This is a genomic window from Enterobacter hormaechei ATCC 49162, from assembly GCF_001875655.1.
GTDB classification, from domain to species: domain Bacteria; phylum Pseudomonadota; class Gammaproteobacteria; order Enterobacterales; family Enterobacteriaceae; genus Enterobacter; species Enterobacter hormaechei.
In genome coordinates, this window is the sequence record NZ_MKEQ01000001.1 from 634513 (window position 1) to 653967 (window position 19455).

Here is a 19455-nt window from a genome sequence, read left to right on the forward strand (position 1 = left end):
CTCAGTTGCCCTCTCCGGCCGCGATAGCATTCACCACGTCCAGCGCACTGCGCACGCCATCTTCGTGGAAGCCGTTGTACCAGTACGCGCCGCAGAACCAGCTGCGCTGGTGGCCGTTTATTTCGCCGCGCCGGGCCTGGGCATGCCAGCTTTTCGGGTTAAAAAGCGGATGCTCATAGACGAAGCGTCGCAGCACAAAGCGTTCATCCACCGGCGTTTCCGGGTTGAGGGTGACGCAAAACAGCGGGCACCCTGGCGGCAGTCCCTGCAAAATATTCATGTTGTAGGTGACGCAGGCGCTGGCCTGATCCTGCTCGCTGAGGCGATAGTTCCAGCTGGCCCACGCGCGCTCGCGCACGGGCAGCCAGCGCGGGTCGCTATGAAGCACCACCTCGTTACGCTGCCAGCCGATATCCCCCAGCACCTCGCGTTCCGCCTGCGTTGGGCTGGCGAGCATCGCCAGCGCCTGAGCGGAGTGGCAGGCGAAGATCACCTGATCAAAGGTGTCTGTTACGCCCTCACGCGCAATATCAACCCCACGATCGTGGCGAATAACCTGCTGCACCGGCGCATTGAGGTGCAGCGTCAGGCGATCGCCGAGGGTGTCCAGCATCGCGCGGATATACTCCCGTGAGCCGCCCGGCACCACGTACCACTGCGGACGATGGGTGATGTCCAGCAGACCGTGGTTTTCAAAAAAGCGTAAAAAAAGCGGCAGCGGGAAGCGTTTCATCTCCTGTAGCGAGGACGACCAGATCGCCGCCCCCATCGGCAGGATGTAGTGACGCGCAAAGAACGGCGTAAAACGATGCTGGTGCAAAAACGTTTCCAGCGTGGCGGATCCATCGACTTCGCCCTGGAGCGTCTGTTTCGCCAGCCGGTTAAAGCGCACGATCTCCTTCAGCAGCGTCCAGAAAGCCGGGTTCAGCAGATTACGACGCTGGGCGAAGAGTGACGTAAGCGTGTGACCGTTGTACTCCAGCCCGCTCTGCGGGTTGTGCACCGAAAAGCTCATCTGCGTTTTTTGCCCGCTGATGCCCAGTTCGCTGAGCAGCCCCATAAATCGCGGATAGGTGCGGTCGTTGTAGACGATAAATCCGGTGTCGATGGCAAAGGTGCCCTGCGGCGTGTCGACATCCACCGTTGCGGTATGGCCGCCCGGCGCGGCCTGCGCCTCAAACAGCGTGACCTGATGATGTCCGGCGAGACGCCAGGCACAGGTTAACCCGGCGATGCCGCTGCCGATAATTGCGATCTTCATGGTCGCACCATCCTGCGCAGGAGTGCGCGCTGGAGTACGTCGGGCAGGCCGGAAAGCAGGCGCAGCGCCAGGCTAAACCCGGCGGGAAACGCGATGTGATCCTTCCCTTTTGCCAGACCGCGACGAATGGCGTGAACGGCATGCTCTACGCTGACCCGGCCCGGCATCGGGAAATCGTTTTTGCGGGTCAGCGGCGTGTCAACGAAACCGGGTGAAACGACCGTGACGGCAATCCCTTTCGGTTTCCAGTCGAGACGCAGCGTGTCGGCAAACCAGGTTAACGCCGCTTTGGAGGCGCCATAGGCTTCGGCTCGCGGGAAGTGAAGCCAGTGCGCCATCGAACTGACCAGCACCACGCGATTGCCGGACACCAGCTGCGGCTGCAACGCCGCAAGGCAGTTTACCGGGCCGATGAAATTGGTGGTCATCACCCGCGCCACCAGCGCCGCGTCCACCGCGCCGCGATCGAGATACTCGCAGGTCCCGGCGCAGAGGATCACCGTATCGGCAGCACAGTCCGCCAGCGCCTGGCGACAGGCGTCCCTGTCTGTCATATCGAACAGGCGCACCGTGATGTGGGGGCTGTGCTGATGCAGGGCTGCAAGACGTTGCGCATCGCGCCCGCAGGCAATCACCCGGTAGCCATCGTCGGCAAAAGATTTCGCCAGCCCCGCCCCTATGCCCGAGCTTGCGCCGGTAATCAGAACCGTTTTCATGATTGCACTCTCCGCTTAACGCCGCGCACGGCCCAGCCGAGAACCGGAAGATGTTCGTAAATCATCTCTCCGGCGTCGTAGTAGTCGCGCTGGCGAACAATGCGATCGTCGCGCATGTCTACCACGGAGCAGCCCGGCAGTTGTCGCATTGCCCCCCGGGCAATACGCGGATGCGACCAGTGCATCATCCAGGTGACAACAAAGCGATCGCCCTGCTGCAACGGTGCATCAACGGTAAAGCGACAGTGCTGGACGTTAGCCAGCAGGTGGGTGAAATAGCGCTGTATCGCGAACATCCCGTTGTGTTCGCCAAAGGGATCGATAAGCGTGGCATCGGCGCGATAAATCTCCGCCAGCGCCGAGGGTGGCTGGGTATCCAGCGTGGCGTAGTAATCAACGAACCGACTGATAACGGACGGCAACGTGCTCATGGGTCACATCCTGGCTGTAAACAACGTAGCGGAATCGCATAATTTAAACTTACACAATTAACGTTATTTGTCCAAGTTTGTGCAAGGGTATTTTTTATTTCTGTTTTTATTCAACAGGTTAAAAGAGTCACTCATCGTCCCTTTTTCAGTCAAAAAGGGTTTAGCCCCCCTGTGCCGCTATTTTTTAGGGATAACCTTAAGGCAAAGGTGCCATTTATCTTCCAGACTTATCCTTTTAATTCATAAGGATGTCACGCGATGAAAAATTTACTGATGGCGCTCTTTTCCAGCCCGGAATCCTTGCTACAGGTTATGAGTCACCAGGAGATTATCGAAGCCGTAGAGGATGGCGATCGCATTATCATCGACCAGGATGGAAGTGCCTCGGTTAACTACAAAAGTAACGAGGTGCGGCGGGACTTTCTGCGCCATGTCAACGCGCTGAAGAGGGCCTGAAATGGGAACGGCAATATTCATGGTATTGATGGTCTGTGGCTACTGGTACACCAGCCGCGACCTCTCAACACGGTTCAAAATTAAGCGTTCCTTCGGCTGGGACGTCTATTTCCTTGTGGCGCTGTATGGCTGTATTTTCGTCCTTCAGGGGGTGATCGCCACGGGCCTGCTGTGGCTGCTGCTGTTCGCTCTCTCTGCCGCCGATAACACGTTCCACTTCACGTCTGCAAAATATGCCGACTGGCAAATTGATTTTATGAACTGGAGCTTTTTGGGTATTCAGGCCCCGGTGGTGGTGATGCTGGCCTTTGCGATCCTGTTTTGTCTCTACCGCTCGAACTGGGCCGGAAGCGCGCGGCTGGACGGTGAAGGCAGGAAAAAATTGTACAAGCGGCTGGCGCAATCGAGCGGTATTGAACAACTGCTCTATCAGTGCATGGAAGAAGGAGAACTGGCGCACGTCACGCTGAAATCGCGACGGATTTATATTGGCATGATCCATACCGCCACGCTGGAGTATGAAAAAACGGCCAATATCGTGCTTATTCCGATGCTGAGCGGCTACCGTGACGGGAAGAGCATGCAGCTCTGTATCGAACATAACTACAGCAAATGGTACGCCGAACATGACATCACGCTTGATTCAGAGCCTAAAAGCGCCATGGATTTTCGCAAAGTGATCATGCTGGATCAGATCGAGAGTATTTCGCTGTTCGATCCGGCAAGCGCCAGCGCGCTGGCGATGCGGGAATAAAGCGGGCACGGTGTCCCCTGAAGCAGATGCTTCAGGGGCTTACAGACAGTGAGGTTTAACGCACCAGATGCAGGAAGTGCAGATGTTTCTCGTACTGGTCCAGAATATCGTTAATTAACTGCTCCTGGTTCCAGCCCATCACATCGTAATTCTGTCCACCTTCTTTAAGATAGACTTCAGCCCGGTAGTATCTGTGCTGTTCTGCCTGGTTTTCGTCATTCTCTATGGCCGCCAGCGCAAAGGTCGGCGAGTTGTAGCCGCGCAGCCTGACTTCATAAATGAAGTTCAGCTCATTGCCTAAATCCACTTCCAGGCGGATACGATCGTCTGACGCATCACTGATATGGCTCTGGGTTCCCTGCTTGTTAAGCTCCTCCTGCACCAGCACCATCGCCTGCCGAATGACCTCATCCATAAAGCGTTTCACCAGGGACCGCTTCGGCAAATAGGCGATGTTGCGCAATCTGCGCTGCCATGGAATCGGATTACGGGCCGCCGTCGGCGCGATGTTAGCCATGCTCAGGCTCTCGCGTTTGGTCAAATCACGCCGCAGCGCCTTCAGCAGGCCATAGATAGAGATCAACAGGATCACGGAGAACGGTAGCGCACTGGCGATGGTTACGGTTTGCAGTGCGCTCAGCCCGCCTGCGAGCAGCAGCGCGATAGCCACCACGCCCATCAGCGCGGCCCAGAAGATGCGCTGCCAGACGGGGGTATTGGCTTCGCCACCGGACGCAAGCGTATCCACCACCATCGCGCCGGAGTCGGCGGAGGTCACAAAGAAGACAATGACCATCGCCATAGCGATAAATGACAGTACCGATGAGAACGGGAAATGCTCAAGGAAATTGAACAGTGCCAGCGCCACGTCCTGCTGGACGGTGTTCGCCAGATCGGCGGCCCCCTCATTCATAATGAGGTAGATGGCGCTGTTACCAAAGACCGTCATCCACATCAGGGTGAAGCCAGCCGGGACGAACAGCACGCCGGTCACAAACTCACGGATGGTTCTGCCGCGCGAGACGCGGGCGATAAACATCCCGACGAACGGCGACCAGGACAGCCACCAGCCCCAGTACAGCAGCGTCCAGCCCCCCAGCCAGTTGCTGGATTTCGGTTCATACGCGTACAGGTTGAAGGTCTTGCTCACCAGCTCAGAGAGATAGCCACCGGTATTTTCCACAAACGATTTCAGCAGCAGCACGGTTGGCCCCAGGCACAGCACCAGCGCCAGCAGCAGTACCGCCAGACCCAGATTCAGCTCAGATAAAATACGAATGCCTTTATCCAGGCCGGAGACGACGGACACCGTCGCCAGCCCGGTAATCACCACGATCAGGATCACCTGCACGGTTTCACTAATAGGCACGCCGAAAAGGTGATTCAGCCCGGCATTGACCTGCAACACGCCGTAGCCCAGTGAGGTCGCCACGCCAAAAACGGTCCCGATCACCGCAAAAATATCCACCGCATGGCCTATTGGTCCGTGAATACGGTCACCGATAATGGGATAAAGCGCCGAGCGAAGCGTCAAAGGCAGGCCGTGACGATAACTGAAGAACGCCAGGATCAGCGCAACAATGGCGTAGATGGCCCACGCGTGCAGCCCCCAATGGAAGAAGGTCAGCCGCATGGCCTCTTTGGCCGCCGCGACCGTTTCAGGCGTGCCCACCGGCGGGGAAAGGTAGTGCATGACCGGTTCCGCCACGCCAAAGAACATCAGGCCGATCCCCATCCCCGCGGAAAACAGCATGGCGAACCAGGAGTGGTAGCTGAAATCTGGCTGGGAATGGTCAGGCCCGAGTTTAATATCACCGTAACGGGATAAGCCGAGGAACGTCACGCTCAGTAAGATCAATGCGACGGCAAGAATGTAAAACCAGCTGGCGTTAGTGAATATTTGCTGTTGCAGTAACTTAAAATTTTTATCGGCAACGTCCGGGAAAATCGCCGCGAAGGCGACAAGAAGGAAAATTAACAAAGCAGATGTGTAAAATACCGCTTTGTTAATCTGGCTTTTGGACTGCTTTGGGATAGTTTCGTTTTCACTCATATAGTGTGTTCCATAACTGATTAACCTCTCTGAATAAGAGGCGTGAGCTGCCATAGGGTAACAAAATCTCCCTGTAATGACAGTTTTGTCATGTTTAAATTCACACTACTACGCAGAAGATATATTTTTCCGCCCGTCAGTTATTCCTCAAGCCATACAATATTAAGGGGGTGAAAAAGGATTATTTATCCCGGCCAGCCGACTTTGGCCGTAAATTCTCATCGAAGACCAGCCGTTTGCGTCCTGGCTCTTCTTCCCGCAGCGGCTCCACCTGATGCAGCGTCTGCTTACAGCGATCCACCAGCACCTGATACTCCCGCGTGCCCTGCTTTTTCCACTCGATTTCCTGCGCACTCAGTTCACGAATCGCTTTCGCCGGACTGCCCAGAATTAAGTGATTCGCAGGCATCTCCGCTTTGGCCTTCACAAACGCCGCCGCTCCGACAATGCTGTTTTCGCCGATCGTCGCCCCATCCATTACCACCGCATTCATCCCCACCAGCGCATTACGGCGAATAATGCAGCCGTGGAGGATCGCGCTGTGGCCGATATGCCCGTCCTCTTCCACCACCGTGTCCTGCTCCGGAAAACCGTGCATCACGCAGTTATCCTGAATGTTCGCGCCGTCTTTCACCACGATCCGGCCAAAATCACCGCGCAGGCTGGCGTTGGGGCCGACGTAAACCCCTTTACCGAGGATCACGTCGCCAATCAGCACCGCGGTCGGGTGAACATAGCTCTCTTCAGGCACGACCGGGGTCAGACCATCAATTTGATAAACAGGCATACCTTCTCCTCATGTGATATTCAGACCACCAAAGCGCTGGTGGTAAAGCGTGCCGGGAGCGGGCAGTTCGCCCACGGAGGTTTCTCCCTTCTCGCTGACAAACGCAAGGGCACCCGCCGCCACGCGCTGGTAGATATTTATGCACAACTGTCGCGCGTTCTGCCCCGCCCAGTGCGCCGGGAGTAACTCCTCCGGCAACAGCGGATCTTTCAGCACCACGCGACGATAAAAGTGAATGAGTAACAGCTGGATCTGGAAGCAGCGTTCCGGGGTCAAATCCTCGGGCGACGCCTCTTTCAGCAGCGGCAGCAGCGGACGGAACGAGTTGATAAACGTTTCGTACATCGCGTTTTGTTCCGTGAGCTGCCAGCACTCTTCCACGCGGGATCGCAACGCCACGCGTGACAAGGCCAGCGGCGAATGGGCCTCAAAAAAGATGACGTTTTCCGCCACGCCCGCGTCATGCAGCAGAGACTGCACGTCCGCCAGGTTTTGCGACGGCGAAGCCATCAGGCTCGGGGCCAGCGTGCCGAAGCCTTGCCAGATGAGCTGTTTTTTCACATCCGCGAGCGTGGTTTTATCCAGCCCTTCGGAGAGCAGCAGTAGCCATTTACCATCCCACGCAGGCAGTTCCGCCCGGTAGATTTTATTTTCCGCGCGGCGGGTCAAACGCAGCCCCTTATCGCTGAGGCGGTAAAAGCTGCGGCGGCCAATGCGGGACACGTCCAGCCAGCCCTCTTTGTTGAGGCGAAACAGCGCGGTGCGCACAAAGCGTTCGCCGAATCCCATTCCTTCCAGCAGGGCCGCCAGGCTGCCAAGCCAGATCTCGCCGCCGCGATGGGAAAGCGCGTCGCCATACAGCGAGGAGATAAGTGATGTTCCGCTGACGGGGACAGAGCTGACTGCGTGCTGGATGAAGGCGTCAAGTTTGTTCATGTGATTCATTCTGTTGTTATTTTTTTCCTGGATGAATCATAGCACAGGAATTTGGGTTTCCCCCTCACCCTGACCCTCTCCCCAAAGGGGAGAGGGAAAAAGACCGCACCGAGCTGTCCCTTCTCCCCTCTGGGGAGAAGGTTAGGATGAGGGGTTAGGTGTTTTAACCGTTAGCCGCAACCTTACGTAAATCAAATACCCGGCAGGCTTTGCCCTCGGAGCGTGGAATACTGCCGCAGTTAACGATCATCACGTCGGTTGAGATCCCCACCATCGATTTGATCCGATGACGCAACTGGTGGCAGACCTGACAGCGCTGCTCATGCGTCAGCGTTAAGCTGCTCTGTTTCAGCTCGACCTTCACCGAAAGTGAATCAAGATGCCCACGGCGGTTCACCTCCAGCTGATAGTGCGGCGAAAGGTGTTCGAACTTGACGATCTCCTCCTCCAGCTGTGACGGGAAGACGTTAACGCCGCGAATGATGAGCATGTCGTCGCTGCGCCCGCTGATGCGATCCATCCGGCGCATGGTACGTGCGGTGCCCGGCAGCAGGCGCGTCAGGTCGCGGGTGCGGTAGCGGATCACCGGTAGCGCCTCTTTGGTCAGCGTGGTGAACAGCAGTTCGCCCTGCTCGCCGTCGGCCAGCGGCGTGCCGTCATTCGGGTTGACGATCTCCGGGTAGAAGTGATCTTCCCAGATGGTCGGGCCGTCCGCGGTTTCAAGACACTCCATCGCCACGCCCGGCCCCATCACCTCCGAGAGGCCATAAATATCCAGCGCGGTAATGCCCAGCCGTTTTTCAATTTCGCGGCGCATCGCCTGCGTCCACGGCTCGGCGCCAAACACGCCGACGCGAAGGGAACAGGCGCTGGCATCGCCGCCCATCTGCCGCTCCAGCTCTTCAATCAGGTTCAGGCAGTAAGACGGCGTCACCATGATCATATCCGGCTGGAAATCGCGGATCAGCTGCGCCTGCTTCTCCGTCTGGCCGCCGGACATGGGGATCACCGTCGCCCCCAGACGCTCAGCACCGTAGTGCGCCCCCAGCCCGCCGGTGAACAACCCGTAACCGTAGGCGACGTGAATTTTATCCTTCGCGCTGCCCCCGGCGGCGCGCAGGGAACGGGCGACGATATTGGCCCAGTTGTCGATATCATTCTGGGTATACCCCACCACGGTCGGCTTTCCGGTGGTGCCCGACGAGGCGTGGATACGCACCACCTGCTCCATCGGCACCGCAAAGGTATCGAACGGGTAGTTGTCCCGCAGATCCTGTTTGGTGGTGCACGGGAATTTTTGCAGGTCCGCCAGCTCGTTAAAATCGTCAGGGTGAACGCCCGCAGCATCAAACTTGCGTTTGTACATCGGAACGTTGTGGTAGGCGTGGTTCAGCGTCCATTTCAGGCGCGCGGTCTGCAACGCCTGCAACTCATCCATGGACGCGGTTTCGATCGGATCAAGCTTTGTTGTATTTATCATCGCAGGGTACTCACATTATTGTTCGCTCAAACACGCTCAAGGATCATGGCAATGCCCTGACCCACACCGATGCACATCGTACACAGCGCGTAGCGCCCGCCGCGTCGGTGCAATTCATTGCTTGCGGCCAGCGCCAGTCTGGCTCCGCTCATTCCCAGCGGGTGGCCTAACGCGATTGCCCCGCCGTTCGGGTTGACATGCTCCGCGTCATCCGGCACGCCCAGCTGACGCAGCACGCCCAGCGCCTGTGCGGAAAAGGCTTCGTTAAGCTCAATGACGTCCATATCGGTAATACTGAGTCCGGCACGCTCCAGCACCTTGCGGGTGGCGGGCACCGGGCCTAATCCCATCAGGCGCGGTTCGACGCCCGCGGTCGCCATGGCCACTATGCGGGTGCGCGGGGTTAACCCCTGGGCAAGCGCCATCGGCTCGCTGGCGATAATCAGCGCTGCCGCCCCGTCGTTCACGCCGGAGGCATTCCCCGCCGTCACCACACCGTTCTTGCGGAACGGGGTTTTCAGCGCGGCAAGCTGTTCCAGGGTGGTTTCGGCGCGCGGATGCTCATCCACGCTCACTTCCGTTACCGCCCCTTTTTTCCCGGCTACCTGCACCGGGATGATCTCCTGCGCCAGTACGCCATTCTGCTGCGCCCGCGCGGTACGCTGCTGGCTGCGCAGGGCAAATGCGTCCTGATCGGCACGGCTGATATTTAACAATTCCGCTACATTCTCTGCCGTTTCCGGCATGCTGTCAGTTCCGTATTGCTGATGCATGAGCGGATTCACAAATCGCCAGCCGATAGTGGTGTCGAAGATCTCCGCCTGACGCTGAAACGCAGCGGTGGCTTTGCCCATCACGAACGGCGCACGGGACATGGATTCGACGCCACCGGCAATCAGCAGATCGCCATCCCCGGCCTTAATGGCGCGCGCCGCAAAGCCAAGGGCATCCAGACCCGAGCCACACAGGCGGTTAATGGTGGTGCCGGAAACCGTCTGCGGCAGCCCGGCCAGCAACGCCGACATGCGCGCCACGTTGCGGTTATCCTCCCCGGCCTGATTCGCGCAGCCGAAGATCACGTCATCTATGCGCTCCAGATCGAGCTGCGGATAACGCGCCAGCAGCGCGCGCAGCGGCACGGCCCCCAGGTCATCGGCACGTACGCTGGACAACCCGCCGCCGTAACGACCGATCGGCGTACGCACACCCTCACAAATAAATGCGTCACGCATCAGGCTTCTCCTGTCACACTGCCGCCGGTGCGGTGCGATTTCCCGCGAAACAGCGCGACGGCTTTCTGGTGTTGGTTCTGAATTTCAATGTCGTAGACGCCGGTCAGTTTGCCCTGATGCTTAACCCGCGCGGTGGCGGTGAGCTTATCTCCGGCAAAGCCCGGACGCAGAAAGTCGATGGCGCAGCCGGAGGCCACCGCCGCCAGCCCCTGACTGTTGCAGGCGTAGGCAAAGGCGGTATCGGCCAGCGAGAACAGCTGTCCACCGTGGCAGGTTTTATGGCCGTTGAGCATCTGCGGGGTGATGGTCATGGTCACTACCGCGTAGCCCTCGCCCATGTCGATAATGTCCATCCCCATCGCCTGCGCGCAGGCGTCCCGTTCGTACATCGCGCGGGCGTTATGCCAGGCGTTATGACTCATAACTACTCTCCAGAAGCGCACGCTGGCGCAGCAGTGAACAGGGGCGATAGCGTTCCTCGCCGTAGTGACGTTGCAGGTTCTCCAGCAGGGTTAACAGACGCTGCCAGCCCAGACGCTCGCCCCAGGCGATGGGGCCACAGGGATAGTTCACCCCTAAGCGCATGGCGGTATCGATGTCTTGCTCGCTGGCGACCCCTTTTTGCAGGGTATCCAGCGCTTCGTTGGCAATCATCGCCACCGTGCGCCAGATCAGCAGGCCGGGGTAATCGGCAATCTGAAGCACCCGTTTTTGCTGGTGCTGCAACCAGTAAATGGCTTTCTGCGTGGCGGAGTGCGGGTTGCCGGGCGCGGCGGCAATCACGGCCACATCCCGCTCGATGCGGTCGACCACCACCACCGGGCAGCCGTGGCGCAGCGCCAGTGACTGTGCGGTTTCACCCTGCGTTTCAATCAGCAACAGATCATCAATTTCCGTGACACCGTCACTTCTCCGCTGTGCGCGCATCGGGCTGAAGCTGTCGCTGACCGGGGCGAGCCAGCTGACGGCGGGTTTCTCCTCCTGCCAGCGGTATACGCCCTGCCCGCATTTCTTGCCCAGACGCCCCGCCAGCACCAGCTCCTGCTGCACCAGCGACGGCAGAAAACGACGCTCCTGCCAGAAGGCATTAAATACGGAGCAGGTCACGGCAAAGTTGACGTCCTGACCAATCATGTCCGTCAGCTCAAGCGGCCCCATCGGGAAACCGCCGCCTTCACGGAGGGCGGCGTCGATCGCCTCGGGCGTGGCCACCTGCTCCTCCAGCGCGCGCCAGGCTTCCGAATAGAACGGACGCGCCACGCGGTTGACAATAAACCCCGGCGTGGACTGGCAGCGCACCGGCTGCTTTCCCCAGCGCAGTGCCAGCTCGCACAGCGCATCGGCCACTTCGGAAGAAGTCGCCAGCCCGCTGACCACCTCCACCAGCTTCATCACCGGAGCGGGGTTAAAGAAGTGCAGCCCGGCGACGCGTTCAGGGTGGCTTATCTCCGCCGCAATCGCGGTGACGGAAATAGACGAGGTGTTACTGGCAAGCAGCGTCTGCGGCGGGCAGACCTCTGCCAGCTGTTTAAACAGCGCCTTTTTCACCTCAAGCCGCTCGGAGGCCGCCTCGATCACCAGATCGGCTTTCGCCAGGGCATTGATATTCGTCACTGGCGTCAGGCGGGCCAGGATCTGTTCCCCGGCGTCGGCAGAGAGTTTCCCGCGCGCAACGCGAGAGGACAGCCGCTGGCGAATGCCGTCGATGGCGCGGGAAATCGCCGCTGCGTCAATGTCATACACCAGAACCGGATGACCGTGGCTGGCCGCCACTTCGGCAATCCCGGCGCCCATGGTGCCGCTGCCAATGACGGCCACCGTATCGATATTCACCATCTTATTTCCCCGTAAAGTTCGGCGCGCGTTTTGCCAGGAACGCGCTGACGCCTTCCCGGTAGTCGTCGCTGCGTCCGGCCAGACGTTGATAGTCGCGCTCCAGATCAAGCTGGGCGTCGAGGGTGTTCGTTTCGGCGGCATTGATCGCCTGCTTAATCAAGCCCAGGCCAAAGGTCGGCTGCGAGGCAAAATGCAGCGCCAACTGCTGTGCGGTGGCGGAAAGTTCTTCGTCGTCCACCACCTGCCAGATCATCCCCCAGGCCTGCGCCTGTTCAGCGCTGAGCTTATCGCCCAGCAATGCCAGCCCCATGGCGCGGGCGCGTCCGGTCACGCGCGGCAGCAGCCAGGTTCCGCCGCAGTCCGGCACCAGCCCGAGCTTGCTGAAGGCCATCACAAAACTGGCTGAACGGGCCGCGATCACCATGTCGCAGCCGAGCGCAAGCGTGGCCCCCGCCCCCGCCGCCACGCCGTTTACGGCGCAAATCACCGGCTTCGGCAGCCGGGCTAAGCGGCGCACCAGCGGGTTGTAAAACGTTTCTACGGACATGCCCAGATCCGGCGCGGGACCGTTCGGATCCACGTTACGGTCGTTGAGATCCTGCCCGGCACAGAAACCGCGTCCGGCCCCGGTGATCAGCAGACAGCGGATGGTGTCATCGCGCTCGGCCTGCTTCAGGCAGTCGGAAAGCAGCTGGTGCATGACGTCGTTAAAGCTGTTCAGGCGCTCCGGGCGGTTCAGTGTAATGGTCATTACGCCCTGCTCAACATGGCTCAGAATAGATTCCACAATTAGCGTCCTTTAAAGTCTGGGGTGCGTTTTTGTAAAAAGGCGTTGATCCCTTCCCGGCGATCGTCGGTGGCTGCCAGCAGCGTAAACAGCTGACGCTCCTGCGCCAGCCCGGCCTGAAGCGGCACTTCCTGCGACTGGCGTAGCGCCTGCTTCGCCGCCTGTAGCGCCAGCGGCGAGTGGCGCGCCATCAGCGTCGCCTGTTTAAGGGCGTATTCCAGGGTCAGTGAGGCCGGGAAGACGTCGCTGACCAGCCCGGCGCTGTGCGCCTCAACCGCCGTGATGCTTTCGCCCGTCAGCACCATTTTGCTGGCCAGCGATTTGCCCACGCTGCGGATCAGCCGCTGGGTGCCACCTGCGCCCGGCATGATCCCGAGGGTGATTTCCGGCAGGCCAAAACGGGCGTTATCCCCGGCTATCACCACATCGCAGAGCAGCGCCAGCTCGCAGCCTGCTCCCAGCGCGAAGCCGTTCACCGCGGCGATCAGCGGTTTAGTGAAGGCGTTAATCCGCGCCCACAGCTGCGGGCGGATATCGTTCAGGGTGGCGGGCAGGTCTTTCTCCGCCATTTCATTGAGATCGGCCCCGGCGGCAAAGCAGCGTTCGTTGCCGTAAATTACGCAGACGGCGATCTCTGCATCCGCGGCGGCGGTCTCTAGCTGCTCCGCGATTTGCGTGAGCAGCGCATTGTTGAGCGCGTTGCGCGCCGCCGGACGGTTAAGCGTCAGCTGCAACACGCGGCCATGACGGGTGACAATCAGTTCGCTCATGCCATCCCCTTCGCATCAAAATCGACGATAACGTCGGCGGTTAACGGCAGCGCCTGACAGCTCAGCACATAGCCTGCCGCCAGTTCGTCTGGCTCCAGGCTGTAGTTGGTCGCCATATCGACTTTTCCGCGCAGGACTTTGCATTTGCAGGTGGCGCATACGCCGCCCTTGCAGGCGTAAGGCAGATCCGCCCCCTGCCGCAGGGCAGCATCAAGAATGCTCTCGTCATCCGCCGTCAGGGTGATTTCCCGGTCGCGTCCGTCCTGGCGGACGGTGACCTTCTGCCCGTCGGCCTGCACGCTGACGGTCCGTTTAACGGCGGTGCCCGGCGTATTAAAGCGTTCAAGATGGATCGCTTTTTCCGGCATACCCAGCGCTTTCAGCGCCGCCTCGGCCTCGTCCATCATCGCCGACGGGCCACAGATGAAGGCTTCATCGTACTGGCGGAAATTCACCAGCCTTTTTGCCAGCGCCTGGAGCTTTTCCCCGTCAATGCGGCCATGGAGCAGATCGCTGTCGAGCGTCTCCTGGCTGAAGATGGCGATCAGCTGCAAACGCTGCGGGTATTTGTCTTTCAGATCTGCCAGCGCCCGGCGGAACATCATGCTCTGGCTGCTGCGGTTGCCGTAAATCAGGGTGAAGTGGCTGTGGGTTTCAGTGGCCAGCGTAGCGGACAAAATCGCCAGCATCGGGGTGATCCCGGACCCGGCGGCAATCGCCAGATAGTGGCCTTCGCGTTCGGCCTGCGGCTGGTAGCCAAACTGCCCCTGGGGTACCATCACCTCCAGCGCCATGCCCGGTTTGATCTCATCCCGGGCATAGCGGGAAAAACGCCCGCCTTCGATGGCTTTGACCGCCACGCTGATCTCCCCAGGGGCGGTGCTCCGGCAGATGGAGTAGCAGCGACGCAGTTCATCCCCGCCAGGGCTGGCTTTCAGGGTCAGATGCTGACCGGGACGGAAGCGGTACGCCTCCTGCAACGCCTGCGGCACCGCAAAGGTAATGGTCACCGCGTCGCGGGTTTCGGGTTCCACTTTTGCCACTGTTAATGAATGAAACGTTGTCATGGCAGCCTCAAATACATTTGAAATAGTCGAATGGCTCACGGCAGGTATTGCAGCGGTAGAGCGCTTTGCAGGCCGTGGATCCAAATTCACTGATAAGCGAGGTATCGGTGCTCGCACAGCGCGGACAACTCACCTCCGCGGGAACGTGGGCGTGGCAGCTATGGCCGACAGGCGGGCTGATGCCATATTCGCGCAGGCGCCTGCGGGCATCCTCGGTCATCCAGTCGGTGGTCCAGGCGGGTTCCAGTTGCAACACAATATGTACCGGGGCAAAGCCGTTCCCGGTCAGGGTTTCGCGGATCGCCCCCAGCAGATGCTCCGTTGCCGGGCAGCCCGAGTAGGTTGGCGTGAAGCCGATGACCCAGCCTTCCCCCTGCGCCTTCACGCTGCGCACCATGCCTAAGTCGGTGATGGTCAGCACGGGCACTTCCGGGTCGGGGATCTGGCTTAACAGCGCCCAGATCTGCGGGATTTGTGCAGGCGCGATGTCGACGAGGCGTTGCATAGCGTCCTCCTTTACCACTGCTGACCGGGGTAAACGCGCTGGAGATACTGCATCTCTGCCAGCATCGGCCCCAGATGTTCGGTATGCAGCCCCTTCTTGCCGCCCGTGCGATACGCCACCTCTTCAGGCACGCGGAGGGTGGCTTCCGACAGCCCGGCGAACACTTCGCGCTCCCACGGTTCCCGCAGGTCGCGCGGATCAACCGCCACCCCCTCTTCTGTCAGCGCCAGCTCGACGTCGTCGGCGTCGAACAGCTCTGCCGTAAAGCGCCACAGGTTATCCACCGCCTGCTGCATTTTTTGGGCAGAAGTTTCTGTCCCGTCCCCCAGACGCACCAGCCAGCCGCGGCTAAAACGCAGGTGGTAGCGCGCCTCTTTAATCGCTTTGGCGGCAATGGCGGCAAGCTGACTGTCACGGCTGTGGATCAGCCGTTCGTACAGCGCCACGTTCCACGCATCCATCAGGTACTGACGGGCGATGGTGTCGGCGAAGCTGCCGTTTGGCTGTTCCACCAGCAGCAGATTGCGGAACTGACGCTCATCGCGGCCATAGGCCAGAGCGTCTTCATCGCCCTTCCCCTCCCGTTCAGCGGCGTAGGTCAGGAAATTGCGCGCCTGCCCGAGCAGATCAAGGCCGATATTGGCGAGCGCCAGGTCAATTTCCAGCTCCGGCGCGTGGCCGCACCAGGCGCCCAGACGCTGTGAGAGCACCAGACCGTTGTCGCCCAGACGCAGGGCATAAGCAGATACGTTGTTCATCCCCAACCTCACATATGCTCGATGCCATCAGGGATGGTGTAAAAGGTCGGATGGCGGTAAACCTTGCTTTCCGCCGGATCGAAAAACTCACCGCTCTCTTCCGGCTGGGAAGCGACAATTTCACTCGCCTTCACCACCCAGATGGAACAGCCTTCGCTGCGGCGGGTATAGGCGTCGCGCGCGTTTTCCAGCGCCATGCGGTCGTCGGCAGCGTGAAGGCTGCCCACATGGCGGTGCGACAGCCCCTGCTTAGAACGGACAAAAACTTCATATAGCGGCCAGTAAACATTGCTCATGGTTGATTCCTCTTATGCGGCCTGGCGGGCGCGTTGTTTTTCCGCGTGGGCCAGAGCGGCTTCACGCACCCAGGCGCCGTCGTCCCAGGCTTTACGTTTTGCGGCCAGACGTTCGTGGTTGCAGATGCCGCGCCCGTTGATCACCTCGTCAAATTCCTGCCAGTCGATTTCGCCGAAGCGGTAGTGACCGCTCTCTTCATCGAAACGCAGGTCGGGGTCCGGCACGGTCATGCCGAGCATCTCCACCTGAGGCACCGTGTTATCCACGAAGCGCTGGCGAAGCTCATCGTTGCCAAAGCGTTTGATTTTCCAGGCCAGGCTGCGGGCGCTGTTCGGGGAGTTGTCGTCGTTGGGTCCGAACATCATCAGCGCGGGCCACCAGAAACGGTTGATGGCGTCCTGCAACATCTGCCGCTGGGCTTCACTGCCCTGCGCCAGCGCCATGCAGGCCTCAAAACCCTGACGCTGGTGGAAGCTCTCTTCTTTACAGATTTTCACCATCGCCCGGGCATACGGACCGTAAGAGGTACGACACAGCGCCACCTGGTTCACAATGGCCGCCCCGTCCACCAGCCAGCCAATGACGCCGATATCGGCCCAGCTCAGGGTCGGATAGTTGAAGATGGAGGAGTATTTCATTTTGCCGTCGAGCATCTTTTGATAGATGTCCTCCCGGGCGCAGCCCAGCGTTTCCGCCGCGCTGTAGAGGTACAGGCCGTGTCCGGCTTCATCCTGCACCTTCGCCAGCAGAATGGCTTTCCGGCGCAGCGTCGGCGCGCGGGTGATCCAGTTCCCTTCCGGCAGCATGCCAACAATTTCAGAGTGAGCGTGCTGTCCAATCTGGCGGATCAGCGTCTTGCGGTAGGCTTCCGGCATCCAGTCCTGCGGCTCGATGGCCGTCTCCTGTGCGATGCGTTGCTCAAAGCGTTGTTCTTGCGTCACATAACCACCTTTATGATTCGTTATATCACCACAAGTTGCAAAATGGTGAATCATTTGGTTTCTTAAAAGTTACACAAAGGTTAAATATAACCCCAAGGAGCGTTTGTTTATTTTGTGACAACGCTCGCAAGCCTTTTCATAAAAAGCCCATAAAACAAGCATCTACAGCGCAAGCGCTAAGCAATGCAGATCACAACGTTAACAATTCATTAAAACGCAGCTTGATTTTTATGATTCGCGATCAAACTATTTATAGTGAAATCACGAAACATCTGGAGAGAAGAAATGCAGCAGTTAGCCAGCTTCTTGTCCGGCACCTGGCAATCAGGCCGGGGCCGCGCGCGCACCATCACCCACGCCATTAGCGGGGAAACGCTATTCGAGGTCACCAGCGAAGGGCTGGATATGGCGGCCGCGCGCCGTTACGCCATTGAACACGGCGGGGAAGCGCTTCGCGCAATGAGCTTTATCGAGCGCGCCGCCATGTTGAAAGCGGTCGCGAAACACCTGCTCAGCCAGAAGGATCGGTTCTATGCCCTGTCAGCCCAGACCGGCGCAACGAAGGCCGACAGCTGGGTGGATATTGAAGGCGGTATCGGCACCCTCTTCACCTACGCAAGCCTCGGCAGCCGTGAGCTACCGGACGACACGCTGTGGCCGGAGGATGAGCTGATCCCGCTGTCGAAGGAAGGCGGCTTTGCGGCGCGCCACGTCTTAACGTCGAAATCCGGCGTGGCGGTGCATATCAACGCGTTCAACTTCCCGTGCTGGGGGATGCTGGAAAAGCTCGCCCCCACCTGGCTTGCCGGGATGCCCGCCATCATCAAGCCCGCCACCGCCACCGCGCAGGTGACTCAGGCGATGGTGAAAGCGATCGTCGAAAGCGGACTGGTGCCGGACGGCGCCATCAGCCTGATCTGCGGTGGCGCAGGCGATCTGCTGAACCAGCTCGACAGCCAGGACGTGGTGACGTTTACCGGCTCGGCCAGCACCGGGCAGAGCCTGCGTGTACACCCGAATATCGTCGCGAATTCCATTCCGTTTACCATGGAAGCGGATTCCCTTAACTGCTGCGTGCTGGGTGAGGACGTGACGCCGGAGCAGCCGGAGTTTGCGCTGTTTATCCGCGAGGTGGTGCGCGAGATGACCGCCAAAGCCGGGCAAAAATGTACTGCCATCCGCCGCATCATCGTGCCGGAAGCACAGGATGAAGCCGTCAGCCAGGCGCTGATTGCGCGGCTGGAGAAAGTGATCGTCGGCGATCCGGCCCAGGAAGGGGTTAAGATGGGCGCACTGGTCAACAGTGAGCAACGTGCCGACGTGCAGGAAAAAGTCGATCATCTGCTTGCCGCAGGCTGCCAGATACGTCTGGGTGGCAAAGCCGATTTGCAGGCGGCTGGCGCATTCTTCCCGCCCACCCTGCTGTTCTGCCCGCAGCCGGACGAGACCCCAGCCGTCCATTCCACCGAGGCTTTTGGCCCGGTTGCAACCCTGATGCCGTACCGTAACACCGAACACGCCATGCAGTTGGCGCGGGCGGGCGGCGGGAGCCTGGCGGGAACGCTGGTTACGGCAGATACCCACGTGGCGCGGCAGTTTATTGCCGGTGCAGCCCGTGCCCACGGGCGTATTCAGATCCTCAACGAAGAATCGGCCAAAGAGTCCACCGGACACGGCTCACCGCTGCCGCAGCTGGTGCACGGTGGTCCCGGACGCGCGGGCGGCGGCGAGGAGCTGGGTGGCCTGCGCGCGGTGAAGCACTATCTTCAGCGCACGGCCATTCAGGGCAGCCCGTCCATGCTCGCCGCCATCGGCAAACAGTGGGTCCGTGGTGCCGGGGTGCAGGAGGATCGCGTTCATCCGTTCCGCAAATACTTCGAGGAGTTACAGCCGGGCGACAGTCTGCTGACTCCGCGCCGTACCCTCACGGAAGCGGATATCGTGAATTTTGCCTGCCTGAGCGGGGATCATTTCTACGCCCATATGGACAAAATTGGCGCGGCGGAGTCGATTTTTGGCGAGCGCGTGGTGCACGGTTATTTCCTGATTTCCGCCGCGGCCGGGCTGTTTGTCGACGCAGGCGTTGGGCCGGTGATTGCCAACTACGGCATGGAAAACCTGCGCTTTATTGAGCCGGTCAAACCGGGCGACACCATTCAGGTGCGCCTGACCTGTAAACGCAAAACGCTGAAGAAACAGCGCACTGCCGAGGAAAAACCGACCGGCGTAGTGGAATGGGCGGTGGAGATTTTCAACCAGCACCAGCAGGCCGTGGCGCTCTACTCCATCCTGACGCTGGTGGCGCGCCAGCAGGGTGATTTCAGCTAACGTCACCCCTCACCCTGACCCTCTCCCCAACGGGGAGAGGGGATTGATCTGCACGACCCT

20 protein-coding genes are annotated in these 19455 nt (G+C 59.7%); 3 read left to right on the forward strand and 17 right to left on the reverse strand.

Annotated features, from left to right (window positions below):
- Position 1 precedes the first annotated feature (1 nt).
- From BH712_RS03070 to BH712_RS03080, 3 genes are read right to left on the reverse strand one after another with little or no spacing between them, the layout of a single operon-like run.
- Complete coding sequence (locus BH712_RS03070; protein ID WP_006810547.1) at positions 2-1261, reverse strand: NAD(P)/FAD-dependent oxidoreductase; 1260 nt, start codon at positions 1259-1261, stop codon at positions 2-4.
- The gene (locus tag BH712_RS03075) at positions 1258-1977 is read right to left on the reverse strand and encodes an SDR family NAD(P)-dependent oxidoreductase (RefSeq protein WP_006810546.1); all 720 of its coding nucleotides are present in this window, start codon (positions 1975-1977) and stop codon (positions 1258-1260) included. The genes BH712_RS03070 and BH712_RS03075 overlap by 4 nt, the downstream gene beginning before the upstream one ends.
- Positions 1974-2408, reverse strand: coding sequence for a nuclear transport factor 2 family protein (locus BH712_RS03080; protein ID WP_006810545.1), 435 nt, complete (start codon positions 2406-2408; stop codon positions 1974-1976). The genes BH712_RS03075 and BH712_RS03080 overlap by 4 nt, the downstream gene beginning before the upstream one ends.
- Before the next feature lie 258 nt (positions 2409-2666).
- Here BH712_RS03080 and BH712_RS03085 point away from each other — a divergent pair, with 258 nt between their 5' ends.
- Together BH712_RS03085 and BH712_RS03090 are read left to right on the forward strand one after the other, a co-directional pair.
- The gene (locus tag BH712_RS03085; protein WP_006810544.1) at positions 2667-2864 is read left to right on the forward strand and encodes a hypothetical protein; all 198 of its coding nucleotides are present in this window, start codon (positions 2667-2669) and stop codon (positions 2862-2864) included.
- A 1-nt stretch (position 2865) separates the two neighbouring features.
- Positions 2866-3618 carry a hypothetical protein gene (locus tag BH712_RS03090; protein WP_006810543.1) on the forward strand — a complete coding sequence of 251 codons (753 nt, stop codon included), beginning with the start codon at positions 2866-2868 and terminating at the stop codon, positions 3616-3618.
- 55 nt (positions 3619-3673) lie between these two features.
- Here BH712_RS03090 and BH712_RS03095 read toward each other — a convergent pair whose 3' ends face one another.
- The 14 genes from BH712_RS03095 to paaA form a co-directional block, all read right to left on the reverse strand.
- On the reverse strand, positions 3674-5671 hold the full coding sequence (locus tag BH712_RS03095; protein WP_006810542.1) for a BCCT family transporter: 1998 nt from the start codon (positions 5669-5671) through the stop codon (positions 3674-3676).
- Between the two features lie 181 nt (positions 5672-5852).
- On the reverse strand, positions 5853-6458 hold the full coding sequence (gene paaY, locus BH712_RS03100; RefSeq protein ID WP_006810541.1) for a phenylacetic acid degradation protein PaaY: 606 nt from the start codon (positions 6456-6458) through the stop codon (positions 5853-5855).
- Positions 6459-6467: 9 nt separating this feature from the next.
- A complete protein-coding gene (gene paaX / locus BH712_RS03105) occupies positions 6468-7403 on the reverse strand; it encodes a phenylacetic acid degradation operon negative regulatory protein PaaX (protein WP_006810540.1) in 936 nt (311 codons plus the stop codon).
- Between the two features lie 154 nt (positions 7404-7557).
- Positions 7558-8874, reverse strand: a complete 1317-nt coding sequence (gene paaK, locus BH712_RS03110; RefSeq protein ID WP_006808817.1) for a phenylacetate--CoA ligase PaaK — start codon at positions 8872-8874, stop codon at positions 7558-7560.
- 26 nt (positions 8875-8900) lie between these two features.
- The gene (gene pcaF, locus BH712_RS03115; RefSeq protein WP_006808818.1) at positions 8901-10106 is read right to left on the reverse strand and encodes a 3-oxoadipyl-CoA thiolase; all 1206 of its coding nucleotides are present in this window, start codon (positions 10104-10106) and stop codon (positions 8901-8903) included.
- Positions 10106-10528 (reverse strand): hydroxyphenylacetyl-CoA thioesterase PaaI, encoded by a 423-nt coding sequence (gene paaI / locus BH712_RS03120; RefSeq protein WP_006808819.1) that lies wholly within the window; start codon positions 10526-10528, stop codon positions 10106-10108. The genes pcaF and paaI overlap by 1 nt, the downstream gene beginning before the upstream one ends.
- On the reverse strand, positions 10518-11942 hold the full coding sequence (gene paaH, locus BH712_RS03125) for a 3-hydroxyacyl-CoA dehydrogenase PaaH (protein WP_006808820.1): 1425 nt from the start codon (positions 11940-11942) through the stop codon (positions 10518-10520). The genes paaI and paaH overlap by 11 nt, the downstream gene beginning before the upstream one ends.
- Position 11943: 1 nt before the next feature.
- The gene (gene paaG / locus BH712_RS03130; protein ID WP_102765928.1) at positions 11944-12732 is read right to left on the reverse strand and encodes a 2-(1,2-epoxy-1,2-dihydrophenyl)acetyl-CoA isomerase PaaG; all 789 of its coding nucleotides are present in this window, start codon (positions 12730-12732) and stop codon (positions 11944-11946) included.
- Complete coding sequence (paaF, locus tag BH712_RS03135; RefSeq protein WP_006808822.1) at positions 12732-13499, reverse strand: 2,3-dehydroadipyl-CoA hydratase PaaF; 768 nt, start codon at positions 13497-13499, stop codon at positions 12732-12734. The genes paaG and paaF overlap by 1 nt, the downstream gene beginning before the upstream one ends.
- Positions 13496-14566: a 1,2-phenylacetyl-CoA epoxidase subunit PaaE gene (paaE, locus tag BH712_RS03140; RefSeq protein ID WP_006808823.1), complete on the reverse strand. Its 1071-nt coding sequence runs from the start codon at positions 14564-14566 to the stop codon at positions 13496-13498. Before paaE ends, paaF begins: the two co-directional genes overlap by 4 nt.
- 7 nt (positions 14567-14573) lie before the next feature.
- Positions 14574-15071, reverse strand: a complete 498-nt coding sequence (gene paaD / locus BH712_RS03145; protein ID WP_032673482.1) for a 1,2-phenylacetyl-CoA epoxidase subunit PaaD — start codon at positions 15069-15071, stop codon at positions 14574-14576.
- An 11-nt stretch (positions 15072-15082) separates the two neighbouring features.
- Complete coding sequence (gene paaC / locus BH712_RS03150; RefSeq protein WP_006808825.1) at positions 15083-15829, reverse strand: 1,2-phenylacetyl-CoA epoxidase subunit PaaC; 747 nt, start codon at positions 15827-15829, stop codon at positions 15083-15085.
- 8 nt (positions 15830-15837) lie between these two features.
- Entirely contained in the window at positions 15838-16125 is a 288-nt protein-coding gene (gene paaB, locus BH712_RS03155) for a 1,2-phenylacetyl-CoA epoxidase subunit PaaB (protein ID WP_003857353.1), read from the reverse strand.
- A 12-nt stretch (positions 16126-16137) separates the two neighbouring features.
- Entirely contained in the window at positions 16138-17067 is a 930-nt protein-coding gene (gene paaA, locus BH712_RS03160) for a 1,2-phenylacetyl-CoA epoxidase subunit PaaA (protein WP_032673483.1), read from the reverse strand.
- 285 nt (positions 17068-17352) lie between these two features.
- On the opposite strand from paaA, the gene paaZ reads away from it, so the two are divergent.
- Positions 17353-19395, forward strand: a complete 2043-nt coding sequence (gene paaZ / locus BH712_RS03165) for a phenylacetic acid degradation bifunctional protein PaaZ (protein WP_006808827.1) — start codon at positions 17353-17355, stop codon at positions 19393-19395.
- Positions 19396-19455 lie beyond the last annotated feature (60 nt).